The following is a 19534-nucleotide window of genomic DNA, read 5'->3' as shown; positions in this document are numbered from 1 at the left end:
AAACTCACCCTCCTGTGATACCGCTCCTGCTCAAAGCGGCTTCTTCTTCCCCACATTGTACCGCCTTCATGACAGCTCTGGCCTTGTTCCGACACTCCCGATATTCTCTGTACGGGTCTGAATCAATGACGATACCCGCACCTGTCTGTAAATAGGCAGTATTGCCCTGAACAGCTAATGTCCTTATTATAATATTTAATTCCATATTACCATTATAGTCAATCCATCCAAGGGACCCCGTATAAGGACCCCGACGGACGGGCTCTAATTCTTCAATAATTTCCATCGTACGCACCTTAGGAGCTCCGGTAATGGTTCCACCCGGGAAGGTAGCAGCAATTACGTCTATAGCTGTACGACCCGTGGCTAACTTCCCCTCAACCTGAGAAACCAGATGCATAACGTGCGAATAATATTCGACAGTCAGCAATTCAGGAACATGCACCGATCCGTATTCAGCAATCCGTCCGATATCGTTACGCTCCAGATCGACGAGCATAATATGCTCGGCTCGTTCTTTTTCACTTGATAGAAGCTCTGCGGCCATAGCGGCATCTTCATCCGGTGTTAGTCCCCTTCTTCTCGTACCTGCAATAGGTCGGGCACTCACACGTCCATCCTCCAGCTTCACCAGCAATTCCGGTGAGCCACTGACGATCCGCAAATCTGGCATGCGCAGCATCCCCATATAAGGGGAAGGATTCAGCAGACGAAGCCATTCATATATATTCTCGGGGAGGGCTGCAAGCGTACGTTGCTGACGAATCGACAAGTTCACCTGAAATACATCTCCTTGAGCAATGTATTCCTGCACACGTTTCACAGCATGTTCAAAATCTTGTTGACTGAATGCCGTTTTCCAGCCTTCAGATTCCTGATGAACAGCCTCTAATCCTTTTTCGGACAGCCGAGCACAACGAAGAGGGTAAGCTGGATCAGTCTCTCCCGCATGTATAATGTTCTTCCACTGAGTCACCATGCGTTCTGTACGTTGGACCGCTTCCGTATAATGCTTGCCAAGTATCGATGCGGTCTCATTCAACATAACCTCATTTGCCAAATCAGTCTGACTACTGAATTCACCGAAGCGGACAGGGTTAGGCATATGAACAGCACAGTATAGGCATGATGTTTCATGATCATAAATCCATAGCTCATTCACCCGCATCCACACATAATCAGGTATATCGGTATCGTCTGCAGCTTGAGTTGGCAAACGCTCTAACGAGCGAGCTACATCGTAGCCCAGGTAGCCTGCAAATCCCCCAGAGAAAAAAGGCATGCCAGGTACACGTGGCGCACGGTAAGGGGCGATCCAATCGTTCATGACTGTCAAAGGTTGTCCATGTATAGCACCATGCTCCCCGCTTTGCAAATCAGTCCAAACTGCTTGTTCTCCCTTGCCTTCCAATATAGCAACCGGATTCAAGGCTAGATACGTATATCTTCCACCTTTAGCGCTCTCCAGCAAGAAGGCATATGGCGACGAATCCTCCCAAGCCCTCCGCCACGATGGAGGCAATCCGCCTCCGGGCAATGGGTACTCAGCAATATAGGGAAGTATACTCCAGCCCTCCTTCTGCCAGGTTTGCCACTGCGCCTCCGTCACTCTAGCTGTCCATTTCATCTGTGTGCGCTACCCCTTCCATTACTTTGCCAAAAGTCTGCATTCTTCTCCTTACAAAGAAACCCTCATCCCCCGGTTACAGGGAAATGAGGGTTTCCTTACGTATAGTATACACAATTACGACATAATTACAGCTCGAAATTGTATAGTGGTGTACTCAGGTAACGTTCGCCATTACTTGGAATAATGACAACAATCCGCTTACCCTTGCCCAATTGCTTAGCAAGCTTCAAGGCCGCGTGAACAGCCGCGCCAGAAGAAATACCGGACAAAATGCCCTCTTCCTTGGCCACTCTACGCGCTACCTCGAAAGCTTCATCGTTTTCTACATGAAAAATTTCGTCATAGATATCGCGATTTAGAATTTCAGGAATAAAGTTGGCACCCAGCCCTTGAATTTTGTGAGGCCCTGGCTTGCCGCCTGCTAGCAATGGGGAAGAAGCGGGCTCTACAGCCACGATTTTAATATCAGGGAATTCTTTTTTAAGCACTTCTCCAGCACCGGAAATAGTTCCACCAGTCCCTATACCTGCTATAAAAGCGTCCAGAGTGCCGCCAATGGAACGAATCGCTTCTACGATCTCAGGACCCGTCGTTTCACGGTGAATTTTGATATTAGCTTTGTTCTTGAACTGCTCGGCAGCGAAATAATCCGGGTTTTCGCTCAATAGCTCTTCCATTTTCTTAACAGATCCGTTCATACCCTCTGAGCCAGGTGTTAACACAAGCTCGGCTCCATAAGCACGCAGCAAATTACGACGCTCTATACTCATCGTTTCTGGCATAACAATTACTGCTTTATACCCCTTCGCAGCAGCAACCATAGCCAAGCCGATTCCTGTGTTACCGCTAGTTGCTTCAATAATAGTACCGCCCGGCTTAAGCAGACCTTCACGCTCAGCTTCTTCCACCATACTAATCGCAATACGGTCTTTTACACTGGAGCCCGGGTTCTGATATTCCAGTTTCAAATAAATTTCGGCGCTATCTTCCGGTACGATCCGGTTGAGGCGAACGAGGGGAGTCTCCCCGATAAGGTCGGTGATGTTATTAACAACTTTAGCCATGATAATTCCTCCCTGACTGTAGATGATATATTGAAAATTGCGAAAACATATTGTAGATGATTCTAGGTAAATCATTCTTCGTGTTATGCCGTTCATTTAATTTCCGATAAAAATAGTTGGTTTTATACGCTAATCATAACAATCTTCAATTCCATTGTCAATACGAGTAAATAAGCTACAATGCTGTTCGCCCGCGTTATCCGCACCGTGCTTCCTTCAAATCTAGATTCTTTTACGACGCTATAGAGAAGCGGAAGGTACCTCTTTCCCAGATAAAATACGAGCTCCATATTTATCACGCAGACTCTTCTCGACCTCATCCAAAGGAGCGGCTTGTGCCAGCGCAAGCGACCGGCGAATTTGCTGACGAATCTGCCGCTTATCCGAAGAACTCTTTAGCCTGACATCCTGTACATAAATGACCGCATAGCCATCGTTAATGGAGATGGGACCTGCAACGTCCCCGGAGCTTAGTTCTCTTGCCGCCTTCATGATCGCCTCCGGTTGATATGGGTCATATTCATCCACCCATCCCAGCTGTCCGCTATGATCCTCGCCGAGAAGATTACCTGAGCCTGAATGTTCCCGAAGCAGCGTGTCGAAGCTTTCTCCTTGCTTAACCCGATCCAGCAACACCTCTGCTTCCTCTGCTTTGGCCACATAAAGAGCTGCCAGTTTGATCTGCTTACCAACGGCAAATTCCTCAGGGTGCTGTTCCCAATACTCGTCAATCTCCGTTTCCTCAACCTGAATACCTTGCGTGGCTATTTTCTCCAAGCCAATTCGGTACTCCGCTTCATTCCGCAAGTCAACCGGATCTAGGCCAAATTGTCGCTGCATTTCCTCAAAGTAGGCGTGTTCTGAGTCGTACCCTTTGCTATCCTGCTCCAGCACCTGCTGTAAATCCTCTTGGGTGATCTTGATACCGAGACGCTTGGTTTCAGCCTGCACGGCTTTACGATTCAACATTTGCAACAGCGTATTCGTTCCATATCGCTTTTTCAGTTCCGCTACCCACTGTTCCTCCGATATGCCTTCCTGACCCATCTCCGCCACAGTATGATCGCCGTCATCCTTGCTTACATCACCCGGCTTTAACAGCCCCCGAAGCATGATAAGACCACCCAAGGCGGCGACGCTAACGGTCAGAATAATGACAGCTGTCCATAATCCCTTTTCCCGTGTAGTCATCGCTTACACCGCCTATCCGGTTAGGCCTTGGCTTGATCTAACAGATTTTGCAATTCATCCTTATTAAACTGATAAGCCTCGTTACAAAAGTGACACACGACCTCAGCCTGTCCTTCTTCCTCAATCAATTGCTTCAATTCACTTTCTCCCAGACTGATCAATGTTTTCTCTACGCGCTCGCGTGAGCACTCACATTGAAAATGGATATCCATTTCATCAAGGATTCGAACGTCCGGCAGCATCCAACGCAGCATTTCGTCAAGCTCTAGCCCTTGATCCAACAGAGCGGTAACGGGTGGAATGGAGCCGACTGCATTTTCGATAGCAGTAATCTCATCATCATTCAAACCTGGAAGCAATTGAATAATAAACCCGCCGGCCACTATAACGGAGTTATCCGTATCTACCAGCACACCCAAACCCACCGCTGACGGAGTCTGTTCGGATTTGGCAAAATAATAGGTAAAGTCTTCACCAAGTTCACCTGAAATAATCGGGATACTACCGCGATACGGCTCTTTTAATCCCAAATCCTTGATGATATGAATAAATCCCTCTGTACCTACTGCACCCGCTACATCCAGTTTGCCCATACTATTGCTTGGCAAATGCACATGGGGCTCAGTAACATACCCTCGCACTTCCCCTACAGCATTGGCATCCACGACGATTTGACCAATCGGCCCATCACCTTTGACTTGAATGGTCAGTCTTTCTTTGCCTTTGAGCATGGAACCCATAATTGCACCTGCTGTGAGAGTTCGTCCCAAAGCAGCAGTTGCTGTAGGATAAGTATCATGTCTTCTCCGCAATTCTTCTACCAATTGAGTTGTCCGAACCGCAAAGGCTCTAACCCTTCCATCCATGGCTGTACCGCGAATAAGTCGATCCTGCTTATTTTCCATATTGATATCCTCCCCTATTATCCAAGGCAGCCATGCTGCTTATTTTCGTTAGTATTTCCTCATCCTTGAAACATCATTTCCCACTATATAAACAACCTGCCTTAACAGATCACCGAATTGTTCAAAAACGTAACATATTTCAGTATAGACGAAAAACGCCGCTAATCCAAACCGATAAGATCATCGGCTTGACTCAGCGGCAGCTTATATCCACTTTTTATTCGGCGTTACGTTGGTAAATGATGCGTAATCCTTCGAGCGTCAACATCGGCAACACTTTCTGAATGCTCTCTGTCTCTGATGCGATTAGCTCTGCAAGACCTCCGGTAGCAATAACTGTAGGTTCTGCCTGCATTTCTTCCTTAATGCGCCTCACAATGCCATCCACTTGTCCAGCGTAACCGAAAATAATCCCGGCTTGCATGGCATGGACCGTATTCCGACCAATAACCTTTTTGGGTTTCTCCAACTCGATACGAGGGAGCTTGGAAGCCCGTTGATACAGTGCCTCTGTCGAAATGCCGATACCCGGCACAATGACTCCACCCAGATAGTTTCCCTTATCGTCAATACAATCAAACGTCGTCGCCGTTCCAAAATCCACCACAACGAGAGGCCCGCCGAACCGTTCTACAGCCGCAACAGCGTTCACGATCCGATCCGCACCTACTTCACGCGGATTCTCGTAACGCAGGTTAAGACCGGTCTTGATTCCCGGTCCGACGATTAACGGCGTTTTGCCTATATATTTATCGCACATTTCCTCTAATACACGAACCAACGGCGGAACGACAGAGGAAATAATAACTCCCTGAATGTCATCCTTAAATACGCCGCCCATACTAAAAAGATTATGTATGAGTACGCCGTATTCATCCGCGGTTGCCTGTCTGGAGGTGCTGATCCGGTAGTGGTGCAACAGCTCGCGCCCTTCATACATCCCCAGAACAATATTGGTATTACCTACATCCACTACAAGAATCAATCGGTGTCACCTATCTTTCTTAGCGTTAAGGTCAAGGCTGATATCCAGGTTATGAAAAGAGTATGTCAGCCTGCCTACAGAAATCACATCTACGCCGCTCTCAGCCATCTCACGCACTGTATCCAACGATACATTGCCTGAGGCTTCTGTTTTGACGTGTGGGGCCTGTTCACGAATGAAGCGAACGGCTTCCTTCATATCTGGGACGGACATGTTATCCAGCATAATAATATCCGCCCCAGCCTCCAGAGCTTCCCGGACTTGCGTCATGTTTTCCGTCTCTACTTCGATCGTCATTGTATGCGGTATATGCGCGCGCGCTCGGCTGACCGCCTGTGCAATCCCACCCGCGCCCTTAATATGATTATCCTTAATCATAACCGCATCGTACAGACCAAAGCGATGATTCGAGCCGCCACCTACACGCACAGCATACTTCTCTAACAGTCGATGTCCTGGCGTTGTTTTACGTGTGTCCACCAAGCGCGTGGAAAGTCCATGCAATTGATCTATAAAAGTCCGCGTCCGCGTTGCAATACCAGACATCCGCTGAAGTAAATTTAATGCCAATCGCTCCCCGGTCAAAATCGCATGAGTACTCCCATTCACTTCTGCCAAAACGCTCCCCTTTTCAATCCATTGGCCATCGGTCACCAGCGGAGTGAACGACAAGGAAGGGTCCACTACTCGAAATACAAGTTCAGCCACAGGTAAACCCGCAATCACGCCGCTCTCTTTGGCATGAATGACAGCCTTGGATTGGTGACCCGGCTCAATCGTCCAACGTGTGGTCACATCGCCAGAACCTGTATCTTCTCGCAGCCAGCTGCGAATTTGTGCCGTCAGTTCTTCCTGATATCCGCTAAACTCTCCATAAAGCTCGCTGTTAGATGTCATGAACGCTCTCCTCCGTTATGCCTTGCTCACGTCGCTGCTGGACATGCTTTCGCCACATGCGATCATCTGTCTCAGGGAAGTCCTCACGATAGTGTGCCCCCCGGCTCTCCTCACGCAGTAGCGCACCATCTGCTACTAATAAAGCACAGGTGAGCAAATTGGCGAATTCGATCTCTTCCCGGCTGGTGATCACAGCCTGAAAAACAGGCACTAGCCCGTGCAGCTCTTCTAAAGCTGCTTGCAGCCCTTCACTATGCCGACGAACTCCAGCATAATGAACCATCGTTTCTTGCAGCTTATGTCGCTGTCCCACGACGGATGAAGCCTGGAACTCTGCACGGTTATCACTGTAAGATATCAAAGTATGGCCGACCAGCGGTGGCAATGAATGCAGCCGCTCGATAATCCTACTGGCGAACACAATAGCTTCAGATAGCGAATTGCTCGCCAGGCGATTAGCGCCGTGAACACCTGTGGAAGAAGTCTCTCCACAAGCGAACAAACGCCTAACGGAGCTTTCCCCGTATAGATTAGTCTGGATACCACCCATCATATAATGGGCAGCAGGAGCAATGGGAATCCAGCCTGTCGTCATATCCAACCCATATGACAGACATGTCCGATAAATCGTTGGAAAACGTTGCTTTACCCGCTCAGGCGGCTCGTGTGTAATATCCAGGTATACAAACGTAGACTGAGTGCGTTCCATCTCATGGATGATCGCACGAGCTACGATATCTCTGGGTGCAAGCTCCTGCCGGGAATCGTACTTGTCCATGAAGCGTTCTCCATGAATGTTGCGTAACACGGCCCCTTCTCCCCGTACGGCTTCGGAAATTAGAAACCTTGGAGCGCCCGGATGGCACAACGCCGTAGGATGAAACTGTACGAATTCCATATCCCGTACAACTGCCCCCGCACGATAAGCCATAGCAATACCGTCCCCAGTTGCGATATCCGGGTTAGTCGTGTAACGGTATAATTGCCCGCTACCTCCTGAGCACAAAATGGTTGAATTGGCAGTGATGTACGACCTTTCTCCATCTGGCATTTGAACGAGGGCCCCAATACACTCACCATGCTCAGTCAGCAGGTCAATGACCATGCACTCTTCCCACACCTGAATACCGGGATGGGCGACAACCTGATGTGACAAGGCACGCACGATTTCATAACCAGTGGCATCTCCATTTGCATGCAAAATGCGACGATGACTATGCGCCCCCTCTCGGGTTAGCGCTAGTTCACCATTCACACGGTCAAAGGCTGTCCCCAATCGTATTAACTCTTTAATACCGTCTGGTCCTTCATGAACAAGCGTTCTGACCGCCTCGGGTTCACACAGACCTGCACCAGCAATCAGAGTATCTTGCATGTGGTAAGCCGGTGTATCCTCGTCCGATGTGACAGCAGCAATGCCGCCTTGAGCATAACGTGTGTTGCTTTCCATTAAAGTTTTCTTGGTAATCAGCAACACTTTCCGATTCTCCGCAGCCTTAATCGCTGTATATAAGCCCGCAATGCCGGAGCCGATGATTAAGACGTCGGCTTCGTATTGGGTCAATTCCGCTACATCAAAATCAACTAGATATCTTGGAATCATGCCTTTCACCTGATTTCACAGAAGAATAGCGCACACCATAGATCGTACAGTATGCGCTCACGGATATGTTCAAAATGATAGTAAGTCGATTGCAGCGGCTGTTGGCCTTTTAAGCTAGGAAGGCGACAGCCGTTTATTTAACAATAAATGTACACAACGTTCCTGTGTCTGTCAAATCACGTTAGCAATAATCTTCCACATTTAAAAAAGCTTCGGGAAACCAATAGGATCTGGTTCCCCGAAGCTTACATATATGCTTATTCAACTATCCACCAGATAATCAGGTTGTTGTCGGTGGAGTACCGCCGGAATTGCCTGAATTGTTATCATCCTCTGGTTTTTGCAGATTAGGGATATCGTTCGGTTGATCTGTTGTATTCTTAGGCTCGTCATCCTTACCTTGAATACGTACACGAACATCACCGATGTTGTCGATCACAGGCTCACCGTTTTCCGGTGTTCCTTCTCCCTCATTCGTATTGCCGTTCAAAGAACCTGTCTCGATCAAACGTTTGATTTGTTCAAGCTCCAGAGTTTCTTCTTCCAACAAGGTTTGAGCGATCAAATGAACCTCTTTCGAATACTTCGTCAAGAGTTCTCTAGCACGCTCATAGGAGTCAGTGATGAAGCGATTCATCTCCTGGTCAATCTCATAAGCGATCTGATCACTGTAGTTTTGCTCATGACCGATATCACGTCCAAGGAATACTTGACCTTGGGAAGTTCCGAACTGCATCGGGCCGAGCTTCTCACTCATACCGTATTCCACGATCATGCTACGCGCAATGCCTGTCGCTTGTTGGAAGTCACTATAAGCCCCTGTTCCGATCTCACCAATAAACAGCTCCTCGGAAACACGTCCACCCAACAATCCAGTGATTTTGTCCAGCAATTCCTGCTTGGTTGTCAGCATGCGGTCTTCCTTCGGAAGCATGATGACATATCCGCCTGCACGTCCACGTGGAATAATGGTTACCTTGTGAACCATATCGGCATTCTCCAAGAAGTAACCGATAATCGTATGCCCTGCTTCATGATAAGCAACAATTCGTTTCTCGCGGTCACTGATTACGCGGCTGCGTTTTTCAGTACCTACGATCACGCGGTCGATAGCTTCATCTACTTCTCGCATCGAAATATCTCTACGGTTGCGACGAGCGGCCAGCAAGGCAGCTTCGTTCAACAAGTTTTCCAGATCAGCGCCCGTAAAGCCTGTTGTACGTTTCGCAATCACGTCCAATTTAACATCCTTCGTTAATGGTTTGTTGCGTGCATGTACATGCAATACTGCTTCGCGACCTTTAACATCTGGACGGTCAACCGTAATTTGACGGTCAAAACGTCCTGGACGAAGCAAGGCTGGATCTAGAATGTCCGGACGGTTAGTAGCAGCAACGATGATGATGCCCTCGTTTGCGCCAAATCCGTCCATCTCTACGAGCAATTGGTTGAGCGTTTGCTCACGTTCATCATGTCCGCCACCCAATCCGGCGCCACGTTGACGTCCAACGGCATCAATTTCATCAATGAAAATAATACAAGGTGCGTTCTTCTTCGCATTCTCGAACAGGTCGCGAACACGGGAAGCACCGACCCCGACGAACATTTCTACAAAATCAGAACCTGAGATACTGAAAAACGGCACTCCGGCCTCGCCTGCAACAGCTCTCGCCAAGAGTGTTTTACCCGTACCTGGAGGGCCCACTAACAGAACACCTTTTGGAATACGAGCGCCCACGGCTGCGAACTTACGTGGGTCCTTCAAGAATTCTACGACTTCGACAAGCTCCTGCTTCTCTTCGTCAGCCCCTGCTACGTCTTCGAAGGTAACTTTCTTCTTCTCTTCGTTATACAGACGGGCTTTGCTCTTGCCGAAGTTCATTACTTTGCCGCCACCGCCCTGTGCCTGATTAAACAGGAAGAAGAACAACAGGAACATGATCACCAAAGGAATGATAGAAGTCAAAAATGTCAGCCAAATGCTTTCGCCTTCCATTTTCTTCTGTACGTATTCAAACCCGTTCGTTTCGCTGGCATTCACCAGTTCACTTAGTGCTTGATCCGTTGGCGGAACGTATACGGAAAAATTGGTTGATTTAGCATTAGCCGGCTGCTTCTTATATGCACCGGTTACAAGATAGGCGTAACCGTCAAATTGGACCGTTACTTTAGAGATGTTATTAGCTTTAACCTCTTGCCGTAATTGGTCATATCTAGGGAGATCGGAGGCTTCGTTACTGTTGCTAACAAACTGAACGATACCCACCACAACTAAAAAAAGAATCAAATAAAAACCAGAATTCCGGATGAACCGATTCATCCCCTACCTCCTCTCGAGACACTTAAGTTATTTTACCATAGCCTGTAAGCCCTTCTCAACAAAGGACCCTATTTAGTCCTAGGACTGGAGGCTGAGATTAGCTGGTGTAGATTTCCGGCTTCAAAATCCCTATGTATGGGAGGTTCCGGTAGTGCTCGGCATAGTCCAGACCATAGCCGACAACAAACGCATCCGGAAGTGTAAATCCAGTGTAATCAGCTTCAAGATTAACTGTCCGGCGTGCAGGCTTGTCGAACAAAGTTACGACACATACCGAATTGGCATTACGATTCTTAAGCAATTCAATCAAATGTGTCAGTGTCAGACCACTGTCGATAATATCTTCGACAATCAGAACATCGCGTCCTTCTACGGAAGCGTCCAAATCTTTGATGATTTTAACGACACCTGATGATTTGGTGGATACTCCATAACTAGATACAGCCATGAAATCAAGTTCCAACGGCACTGTAATGGATTTAACCAAATCGGCCATAAAGATAAACGCACCCTTCAGCACGCAAATCACCAATGGGTTTTTCCCTTCATATTTCACGCTAAGCTGTGCGCCTAATTCCTTGATTTTACTCTGAATTTCTTCTTCACTGATCAATACTTCCTGAATATCATTTTGCAACGGTGTAAACCTCCTAAGTTTATACTATGAAAGCCGTTCCTGCGCAATTACCGGTGCCCCGGACTCTCTCGTCTTTGCCATGACATATATATAACCGAAGACGTGTGCTTTTGCACCGCAGCATGTACAGAACGTCGTACGCCCGGAATCCAGAGAACAACTCCAGAATGGTCGCAGACGATGGGAATAACGGAACGCATTGAAGGAGGTATTTTTTCATCAATAAAAATATCTTTAACCTTTTTTCTTCCGTTTAATCCCATTACATACATGGTATCTCCAGGTAATCGCGAGCGTACAGTCAACGGCAGAGTCAATTCATCTGCGTCGAACCATGCTTCTTCCTCATTCGCCGGATGTTGTCCATCCAAATAGGAAGCTCTTTGCCACCGGAGTATACCACCCGCTTCAGGCAACTCAAGCTCACCGGAAATAGGCAATACGCTCAGTCCATAGCTCCATTCACCCATAACGACTTGCGTACGGTCAAACAAAACCGCCTGGTCATATTCGCGGACTCCAACCGCACCGCCGCCCAAGTCCAAGCTCCATGTAGAAGTTGTCTCCTGGAGAAGTCTTAGTCGAACGGTCTCAATTTTACGAAAATCAAAATTTCCACTGTCCGAAGGCAGATAATTTAATATTAGTTTAATCAACCTCCGTTGTAAAGCAACGGATAGCTCACGGTATGATGCGATGGAAAACATGTACCTGCCATTATTGAAATGCACCATTTTCTCGTATACCGACAGTGTAGCTGCCTCCATAAAATCATTCTCGTCAGCCATCGTTTCGGCCAGCCGGTTCAGGGACGGTGTCAGTTGCTCATTATATTGCCCCAAAAAAGGAAGCACATCCATGCGGATGGCATTACGACGGTATTTGGTCGATAAATTAGTGCTGTCTGTCACATAGGAAAGACCATAAAAGTTACAATACTCAATCAAGTCAGCCTTGTACATACGAAGCAGCGGGCGAATGAGTTGCACATTTTTTTCGGTGCGTGCCAAACGCATACCCGCCAAACCCGCCGGTCCGCTACCGCGCAGCAAGTGCAAGAGGACTGTTTCCGCTTGATCATCGCCATGGTGAGCCATAGCAATATGCTGTGCCTCCCACTTCGTAGCCGTATCATGTAAAAAGCTGTACCGTAGCTCACGGGCCGCTTCCTGTGGACCCTTGCCGCTTTCCTTTATATAAGCGGGTGCATCAACCCGGATCATTTCAAATGGAAGCTTGAGCTTTCGGGCAATATTGCGTACCTCCTCAGCCTCCGCATCCGATTCCTCTGGCCTGAAGCCATGATGAACATGAGCGCAGACAAGTTGTAATGGCATATGTATAACGGATATTTCATGTAAAATGTGCAAAAGGGCCACCGAATCCGGTCCGCCGGATACAGCAACCACAATGCGGTCTCCGGGGCTCCACAGGGAATGTTCTCGCGCCAAAGCGAGCACTTCCTGTACAACACCGGTCGGTTTTGTTGTTCCCATTCACGACCCTCTTTTCTCCCGACCGTAAAAATGATGATCCTATGTTATCTTATGTAAGTCATGCTGCTACCTTAACGCAATCCAGAGCGCTCCAGCAAGCAGCAAAAGCGATACCGTGAAAGCATATCCCAACCAGCGTGGATTTCCTCTTTTGACAGATGATTGCCTGACATGCGCGGAAGCCAGACGCGACCAAGCTCGGGCCGCTGCACGAGTATCGGAATATTCTCCACGTACTGCACCCAGCAGCCATTCGGCGTAGGGGCGTAATACACGACTGCGACGAATGATGACTGTCAATTCTGCCGTATTACGTAGCTGCGGCAGCCTACTCGCAGCCGCCTTTAACGATTCGCTCTCCAATATATGAACCGTTAAAAGAGCAAAGGCAAACAGATCATACTGGGGATCAGCATTTCGGCTACCAGCATTCCAAAATCCCCTATCGTACCATTCTGTAAATTGTTTAACACTCCGACCTGCAAGGGACACGCCACCATAATCAATCAACTCAGCCTCTCCATAGGCATTGACCAATATATTTTGAGGCTTCAGGTCGCCAAACACCCATCCTGCCTGATGGAGATCGGCCAGACGATTCAGTATGCCAGTCCCAGCCACACCATACCATTCAGACCCTTTAGCTGCCACAAATTTATGAAGCGGATCTCCCTTAACGTATCGCATAACATAAAAGGGGATCTCCCCATTGCGTAACACTACATCATCCACTTCAAACAAGAAGGAAGGATTCCCATTCCGCTGGAGGGCAGCCTGAGTCCCTTGAGACTGTAATGTGGTCAGCACATTAATCTCCGATTGCAGATCAAGCGTGTTCTTTCCCATTTTGAGAGCAAATTGCCGATCGGCCTGTGCTTCTTTTACCAAATATACAGTTCCGTTCGCTCCCCGGCCCAGCAAGCGCTGGATGACATAGCTACTCCGCTTCCACTTGCCCTTGATGACCGTTCCGGGTGCAAGAACGGGATCAGACGACGTAGTCACCGAGCATCCCTTCTCCTTTGCCATAGGATTCTTCCAGATCTTTCTGTTCCCCTAGTGTAACATATCGGTAATAATCAATCACTTGTAAAATGGCTGGTCCTGTCGGTGTCGCTCCTTTCATCCGCAAGCGTCCGAATATCGATTTGATCTGGTCTAGCTCAGAGGTCCACCCGATATCCATGACTGCGTCTTCTCCCATTCGTCCACCCGGAAAATGAAATACAGATATACGGCTGAGTCCGCTTCTGGACTGTAAACTGAGCAGCAAATCGCGGATACTATCCTCTACAGCAGGCAGCTTAGGCTTCATGCTTGCACTTGCATCAATGAGTAAAGCAATTTCCAGAGGGCTTGTTTCTGTCAGTTCATCCATTACCTCAACTACCTGGGCTCGTTTGGCCGGAGGCAGTTCACCGATATGCCGGGCGCCGCCCTCACCCAAAATGTGCGTTAACTCTCTATTAACCGCCTGCTGAATCGTTTGAACCACTGTTTTGCGCGTCATCATTTGCATGGTTTGCGCCAACTGCTTCGTACCGACGATTTGGCTAAACCCTCCCCCTGCTTTAGCAATTTCCTGAATCTCTGCGCTCCCAAGCTCGCCGATGGTTCCATAATCTATGACTCCGGCGACGTTCACTGTAATTCCCTCCCGTAAAGCTTGGGCAGCCGCCATCACTGGGCTAACCCCTACGTTAGAGCATCCATCTGTAATGATCAAAATTTGCTTCATCGCTTTTTGACCTCCGCTTCCTCTTAATCTATTCCGATAGATTCTATCTTTGCCTAATCCGGAACGATTCAAACGAAGGATGCGGATTTTTAAAAATGAATAAGCAATTTCCCGGGCAATGTCAGTCTAGCTCACCGTCCGCGGACGTTCCAACCACCTCATGCCAGGTACATGAAGGGTGGCCCACTCTGGGCGAAAGTGATCAATTTTACTAACAACTACAGTCATATCATCATAGATTTGATTTTGTTGATATCGAATAACCCGTTCTAGCAAACAATCGGCCAGTTCCTGCGGGTCCTCACTTTCAATCTCTTGAATCATGCGTTTCATCCATATTTCTTTATTGACTGCATAACCCGGTGAATCGTATATACCGTCTGTTATCATAATGAGAATATCTCCTGGCTGGAGTTGCAGTGACACCAAATCAACTTCGATATCCTGTATAATGCCAATCGGTAAATTGCTGGCAGATACGGGAATGACCTCCTCCCCTCTTTTAATAAAGCTCGGTGTAGATCCAATCTTCATAAAGGTTGTCCGGGCCGTATACTGATCAATCAGCGCCATATCCACCGTAGCATACATTTCCTCAGGTGATCGGAGCATCAGGACAGAGTTAACCGACTTGATCGCTAATTTTTCGTCCATACCTGATTGCAGTAGTTCTTCCAAAATGTTAAGTGCTGCACTGCTCTCTTGCTGCGCACGCTCTCCGTTCCCCATACCGTCACTTAAAGAGACTGCGAAAGTCCCATTCCCTAACTCCATCATGCTATAACTGTCTCCTGAGAAGAAATCGCCTCCTTTGGCCGCACTAGCCACTCCTGTAGCAATCTCATACGTTTTAGCAGAGCCGAACATGACTGTAGCCAAGCCTTGGCGGCGATCTGCCGCCGTTTCGCGCATGACAGCTATATGCTCGTCCAGTATGTCCGACAGCAGTGGAGCAATGATTTTCCGACATTCATCAAATCCCCTTGTATAGGCATGGACAATCTCTATTTCAACCTGACCTGCATCCAGGCTAATAATCTCAATGGATTGGATGGACAAGCCGAGTCGATCAAGAGCCTCTCGGATTTGCTCTTCCTGCCGATGCATGGTCTGCCCTTCTCGCTGAATTTCCCGCGCTAAATCCTCCATAATTTGCGATACACCGGATAGCTGGTCAGCAACAAGCTGACGACTATCGTATACTTGGCGCTTCCACTGCATATTATGTTGGTAGAGACTATACTGCTGCTTCATTACCTGCAGGACAGCGCCCGTCTTGGCACATGCCTTGCTCCATTGTGGCGGCATCTGCTCCGGCTCCAAATCAGGATTATCCTCAATGGCACTCATCATTTCCGTCATATACTGATGGGTTTGCATAAACTTGCCGTCCCAGCACTGCTCGCACTTAAAGCAAGAGGCACAGGTTGCTTCCGCCACCGCATTCATAAAGTGTTCCATTTCTCCGTCCGGTTTTGCTCCCTCACTCGCAGATATCTGATGGAAGCTGCGCGATAGCTGGCTGAATACACGGGAAAATTTCGTCACCCGCTCGGCAGTGAGATCACGAACTCTTTTGGCATATTCATGCTGGGACTTGGCGTGATCCTGCGTACCAGGGACATAGGTAGAAACCGCTTTAAAGAAACTTTTTGGAGTCATTAAAAATAATAGAATTGCCGCGCAGCTCTCCCAAGTTGATGTCAACACGTCCCCAGTCCCATCCAAATAGATCGTCAAAATGGAGGAGCCCAACAGCATGCCAAGGGCCACTGCACCTTTTCTCCCTTCACGCAGCATTCCTGCCAGCAAACCTGCAAAAGCAAGTAGACTCATCTGCACAATTGCGGACATATTGGCCAGGCTTAAAATTAAACCGGTAATCACACCGACCGAAGCACCCAACGAAGCACCTCCCACCAAAGCAAACACCAAGACCAAATATCGTGAAAGCACATGATCGACAGACAGTGAATGAACGGTCCATCCTACTGCTCCCGTCATCACAGAGGCTAATAGAATAATCAGACACAAAATTTCTTCGTTCTTCAATTGGCTTGCCTTCTTGCGGTACGTAAACAGCGGTATGGCCTGTGTGAACACCAATGTAAGCATAAAACTGAGCACCGCATCCGTTCCCACAATGACAAGCTCATACCATGTAAAAGCCGGAGCCATCACGGCGTTAAATAAATTGACCATAAACACAGACAAGAAGACCATAAGCGGGGCATAGGATAATTCCAGACGATCGAAGGTACGTAGCCCGCGATACAGGAGATAAAATACAATTAGCTCACCACCAATCATGAACAACGATGGGTAAGGAGCTAATAGGCTGCCTAGCACAACGGATACAGCTACAGGCAGCATTAGATCACGCCGAAGGAACGTAATGACCGCAAAATAAGCGAGGGCAAAAGGAGAAAGCTCGTCCAAAATAGTGGCGCGTCCCAGTAGAACTCCCATAGCTGACAATAGCAGCATCCATCTTTGCGCGGTTACCCATTGCACCATTTTATGTGAATCGAGCCGTTTCTTGAGTCTGGAAGGCCAACCTTCCATACGCTCTTTGGATTTGGACTTTCTAGATTTTAACCCCGGAAAATGTACCACGTTCCATTTCTCCATCATGCGTCAGGCACCCCATTCATCAATTTGATGTTCTCATCTTAAACCGGAACGATTGAGAAAGTTTGTCAGAACCTCACGTCTTATTCCAAGAAATTTCCGACAAAAAAACGTGCCGCGCGAAAGGACAGAGCATCCCCCTGTACATCAAGCTGCGCCCGTATGGAAGCAGATGGAAGTTGTATCACTCCACGCCTTGCACGGCCTCTGTATGTCGTCCACCCTGATGCCCAGACTAGCGATTTGCACAGAAGATAGACGGAAAACCGTTGGAGTTTGTCGGACGATTATGTCCACACGACAAAAAAAACATCCAACATTTCAGTACGATGCTTCTTCTCTTCTTCATGAAACTACTAATCTTAAAAATGTGCCTGTACACCTCCGCCCAAATGTATTGCCCGCAGCCACAGCTTGTCGCATCTCTTGTCGGTAGAACGCAAAAAAACCGTAGCAGTCTTTCGACTGTACGGTTTTCCGTGTATGGTTGATACGGTTGTCAAAGTGAATTAAACACGCTTCGCGCCGCGTCCTCCGCGTTTACCTTCGGTGTTCTTTTTCAGCGACGAAATGCGTTCCTCACTATCTTTCAGGAAGCGTGACATTTTATCCTCAAATGAAGGTTTACCCGGTGCAGGCTTGAAAGAACGGCCTCCACGATCGCGGTTGAAACCACCACCGCGTCCCTGACTTGGACCTGAACCTCCGCCGCCAAAACGGTCTCCTCCGCCTGGTCCTCCTGTACGCTCCGGTCTTGGAGCTCTTGGGGGACGGGCTTCACTTGCCGGCTTATCAATCGTTTGCTTAATGGAAAGTCCGATTTTGCCATCTTTGTCAACATTAATGACTTTCACCGTCACAACATCATTAATCTTCAGGTGGTCGTTAACATCCTTAACATAATTATCGGCGATTTCCGAGATGTGAACGAGACCCGTGACACCTCCAGACAAATCCACAAATGCTCCAAAATGCGTGATGCCTGTCACTTTGCCCTCTAACTTGGTGCCCACTTCAATTGCCATAGAATAAAATGATCCTCCCTTAAAATATACAACCGATTTTTTTGCAAAAAAATCCCGCTGTGGTGATTTGATTATACAAAATGGCGGAACCAAGGTCAACTAAGCATTGGCCCGATAATGCCTCTATTTTTGATCTCCGATGATTGGCGTCTCTTCCGGTTTGTAAAGACCGTACTTGCTTCTAGCAATTTCTCCAATGTACTCAGGGTCCTTGAGACGATTCACTTCGGTTTGAAGCTGTTGTTCCGTTTGTGTAGCAGCTTGCTTCTGTTTTTCCTTCTGGGTGAGCTGTTCACTTCGATCGGCCATGATCATGCCTTGAGAAAAAAAGGTGAATATGGCCCAACTACCAAAGGCGGCAAGCGATAGCAACCAAATCATGATTCGCCTGCGCCCGCCCGCATTGGACTTGGACGTAGGAGATGAATGGCGATCTACAGACGAATTACGCATGATACTACCCCCTTCCAAACCATCTTTTTGCTGTATTTTTCAGTCTGATACCTAGCTTTATGAGCAGATCTGGCGTCTTCCAGCGCGCTATAAGCGGACGGATCAACCAAAGAATCGGCTTCCAAACCGGCATCAGGATGTATATCAGCATCCTTCCTAGGAACACAATAAGTGCCCATGTCCATCCGACCAGCTTGCGTAACAGCCGATACAGCGCTAACACCGGAAGAACAATCAGGATGCGCAGTATGCTGTTCACGATCAACGTCAGTCTGCGAACGATCTCTATTAACATTACCACAAAACGTTGGGTTGTAACACTAAAGGCCCAAAAATAGAGCCAAACCCCCAAAAGTAGTCCTAAAAAGACATAAAACCGCAGCTCACCGCGATTACTCGCGTATAGCACACGGAAAATAAACAAAGCCGAGGCCACCCAATACAGCACGTCCAACATATGAACACTCCAACGGGCAAAATGAAAGCGGATTGACAGCACCCGGTAGCTGTCAAATACCACTCCCATCGCTATGCCCGACAATAGCATCCACGTCAATGTCAGCCATTGTGTGTAAGGGTTCATTTGAAGAGCTTGCCGAATAGGCTTTTTCCGTTTTTGGCCGGGGCCCCAGGCTCTAGGTAGACGAGGGAAGTAATCAGACCTTCAATGGACAGCAGCCCCTCTTCCAGACTGAGGTTTTTGATATGTAAATGTTGTCCGCGAATGGTGAGATGGCCCAGCTCGGTCTGAAGCAAAAACTCTTCACTGTCAAAGCTCTCCACATTGCTGACGCCTGAAATGTCGAGCTGCTTGCGGCTTTGCATGCGCAGATCATGGTGCTTGGACTTCCCTTGTTCAATCATGGCATGTACCCCTCCTTCTGTTCTTAGCTTATGAAGGGGTGGGCATGATTTAGAACCGCATTGGTTATTCACGAGCATATATTAGACGAAAGCTC

General features: G+C 48.0%; 17 protein-coding genes. All 17 read right to left on the bottom strand.

All coding sequences use genetic code 11. The features are described 5' to 3' along the window. Positions 1-4 precede the first annotated feature (4 nt). Positions 5-1627 carry an anthranilate synthase component I family protein gene (locus tag ACUC6J_RS00325; protein ID WP_044787818.1) on the bottom strand — a complete coding sequence of 541 codons (1623 nt, stop codon included), beginning with the start codon at positions 1625-1627 and terminating at the stop codon, positions 5-7. 128 nt (positions 1628-1755) lie between these two features. Beyond that, positions 1756-2694, bottom strand: coding sequence for a cysteine synthase A (gene cysK / locus ACUC6J_RS00320; protein WP_016818901.1), 939 nt, complete (start codon positions 2692-2694; stop codon positions 1756-1758). Positions 2695-2934: 240 nt separating this feature from the next. Further along, a complete protein-coding gene (locus ACUC6J_RS00315) occupies positions 2935-3885 on the bottom strand; it encodes a peptidyl-prolyl cis-trans isomerase (protein WP_017427050.1) in 951 nt (316 codons plus the stop codon). 20 nt (positions 3886-3905) lie between these two features. After that, positions 3906-4790, bottom strand: a complete 885-nt coding sequence (gene hslO, locus ACUC6J_RS00310; protein WP_016818903.1) for an Hsp33 family molecular chaperone HslO — start codon at positions 4788-4790, stop codon at positions 3906-3908. A gap of 217 nt (positions 4791-5007) precedes the next feature. Then, the gene (locus tag ACUC6J_RS00305; protein WP_263559719.1) at positions 5008-5775 is read right to left on the bottom strand and encodes a type III pantothenate kinase; all 768 of its coding nucleotides are present in this window, start codon (positions 5773-5775) and stop codon (positions 5008-5010) included. Positions 5776-5781: 6 nt separating this feature from the next. Beyond that, a complete protein-coding gene (gene nadC / locus ACUC6J_RS00300) occupies positions 5782-6672 on the bottom strand; it encodes a carboxylating nicotinate-nucleotide diphosphorylase (protein WP_016818905.1) in 891 nt (296 codons plus the stop codon). Continuing rightward, positions 6662-8275 (bottom strand): L-aspartate oxidase, encoded by a 1614-nt coding sequence (gene nadB, locus ACUC6J_RS00295; RefSeq protein ID WP_113050362.1) that lies wholly within the window; start codon positions 8273-8275, stop codon positions 6662-6664. The genes nadC and nadB overlap by 11 nt, the downstream gene beginning before the upstream one ends. Positions 8276-8555: 280 nt before the next feature. Beyond that, positions 8556-10595 carry an ATP-dependent zinc metalloprotease FtsH gene (gene ftsH, locus ACUC6J_RS00290; RefSeq protein WP_017427052.1) on the bottom strand — a complete coding sequence of 680 codons (2040 nt, stop codon included), beginning with the start codon at positions 10593-10595 and terminating at the stop codon, positions 8556-8558. Between the two features lie 97 nt (positions 10596-10692). Further along, complete coding sequence (gene hpt, locus ACUC6J_RS00285) at positions 10693-11232, bottom strand: hypoxanthine phosphoribosyltransferase (RefSeq protein ID WP_013368693.1); 540 nt, start codon at positions 11230-11232, stop codon at positions 10693-10695. Positions 11233-11279: 47 nt separating this feature from the next. Continuing rightward, positions 11280-12728, bottom strand: a complete 1449-nt coding sequence (tilS, locus tag ACUC6J_RS00280; RefSeq protein WP_016818908.1) for a tRNA lysidine(34) synthetase TilS — start codon at positions 12726-12728, stop codon at positions 11280-11282. A gap of 66 nt (positions 12729-12794) precedes the next feature. Further along, complete coding sequence (locus tag ACUC6J_RS00275; protein WP_016818909.1) at positions 12795-13733, bottom strand: protein kinase domain-containing protein; 939 nt, start codon at positions 13731-13733, stop codon at positions 12795-12797. Beyond that, positions 13717-14466, bottom strand: a complete 750-nt coding sequence (locus tag ACUC6J_RS00270) for a vWA domain-containing protein (protein WP_016818910.1) — start codon at positions 14464-14466, stop codon at positions 13717-13719. The genes ACUC6J_RS00275 and ACUC6J_RS00270 overlap by 17 nt, the downstream gene beginning before the upstream one ends. Before the next feature lie 126 nt (positions 14467-14592). Continuing rightward, positions 14593-17100: a stage II sporulation protein E gene (spoIIE, locus tag ACUC6J_RS00265; protein ID WP_441227786.1), complete on the bottom strand. Its 2508-nt coding sequence runs from the start codon at positions 17098-17100 to the stop codon at positions 14593-14595. Between the two features lie 506 nt (positions 17101-17606). Beyond that, on the bottom strand, positions 17607-18122 hold the full coding sequence (locus tag ACUC6J_RS00260; protein ID WP_013368688.1) for a S1 domain-containing RNA-binding protein: 516 nt from the start codon (positions 18120-18122) through the stop codon (positions 17607-17609). Positions 18123-18245: 123 nt separating this feature from the next. Then, complete coding sequence (locus tag ACUC6J_RS00255; protein ID WP_013368687.1) at positions 18246-18575, bottom strand: FtsB family cell division protein; 330 nt, start codon at positions 18573-18575, stop codon at positions 18246-18248. Positions 18576-18579: 4 nt separating this feature from the next. Further along, positions 18580-19158, bottom strand: coding sequence for a spore cortex biosynthesis protein YabQ (gene yabQ, locus ACUC6J_RS00250; protein WP_019685738.1), 579 nt, complete (start codon positions 19156-19158; stop codon positions 18580-18582). Beyond that, on the bottom strand, positions 19155-19439 hold the full coding sequence (gene yabP / locus ACUC6J_RS00245; protein WP_013368685.1) for a sporulation protein YabP: 285 nt from the start codon (positions 19437-19439) through the stop codon (positions 19155-19157). Before yabP ends, yabQ begins: the two co-directional genes overlap by 4 nt. Between the last annotated feature and the right edge of the window lie 95 nt (positions 19440-19534).

It is taken from the genome of Paenibacillus sp. JJ1683 (assembly GCF_053006485.1).
This window is presented reverse-complemented; position numbering and strand designations above follow the sequence as displayed.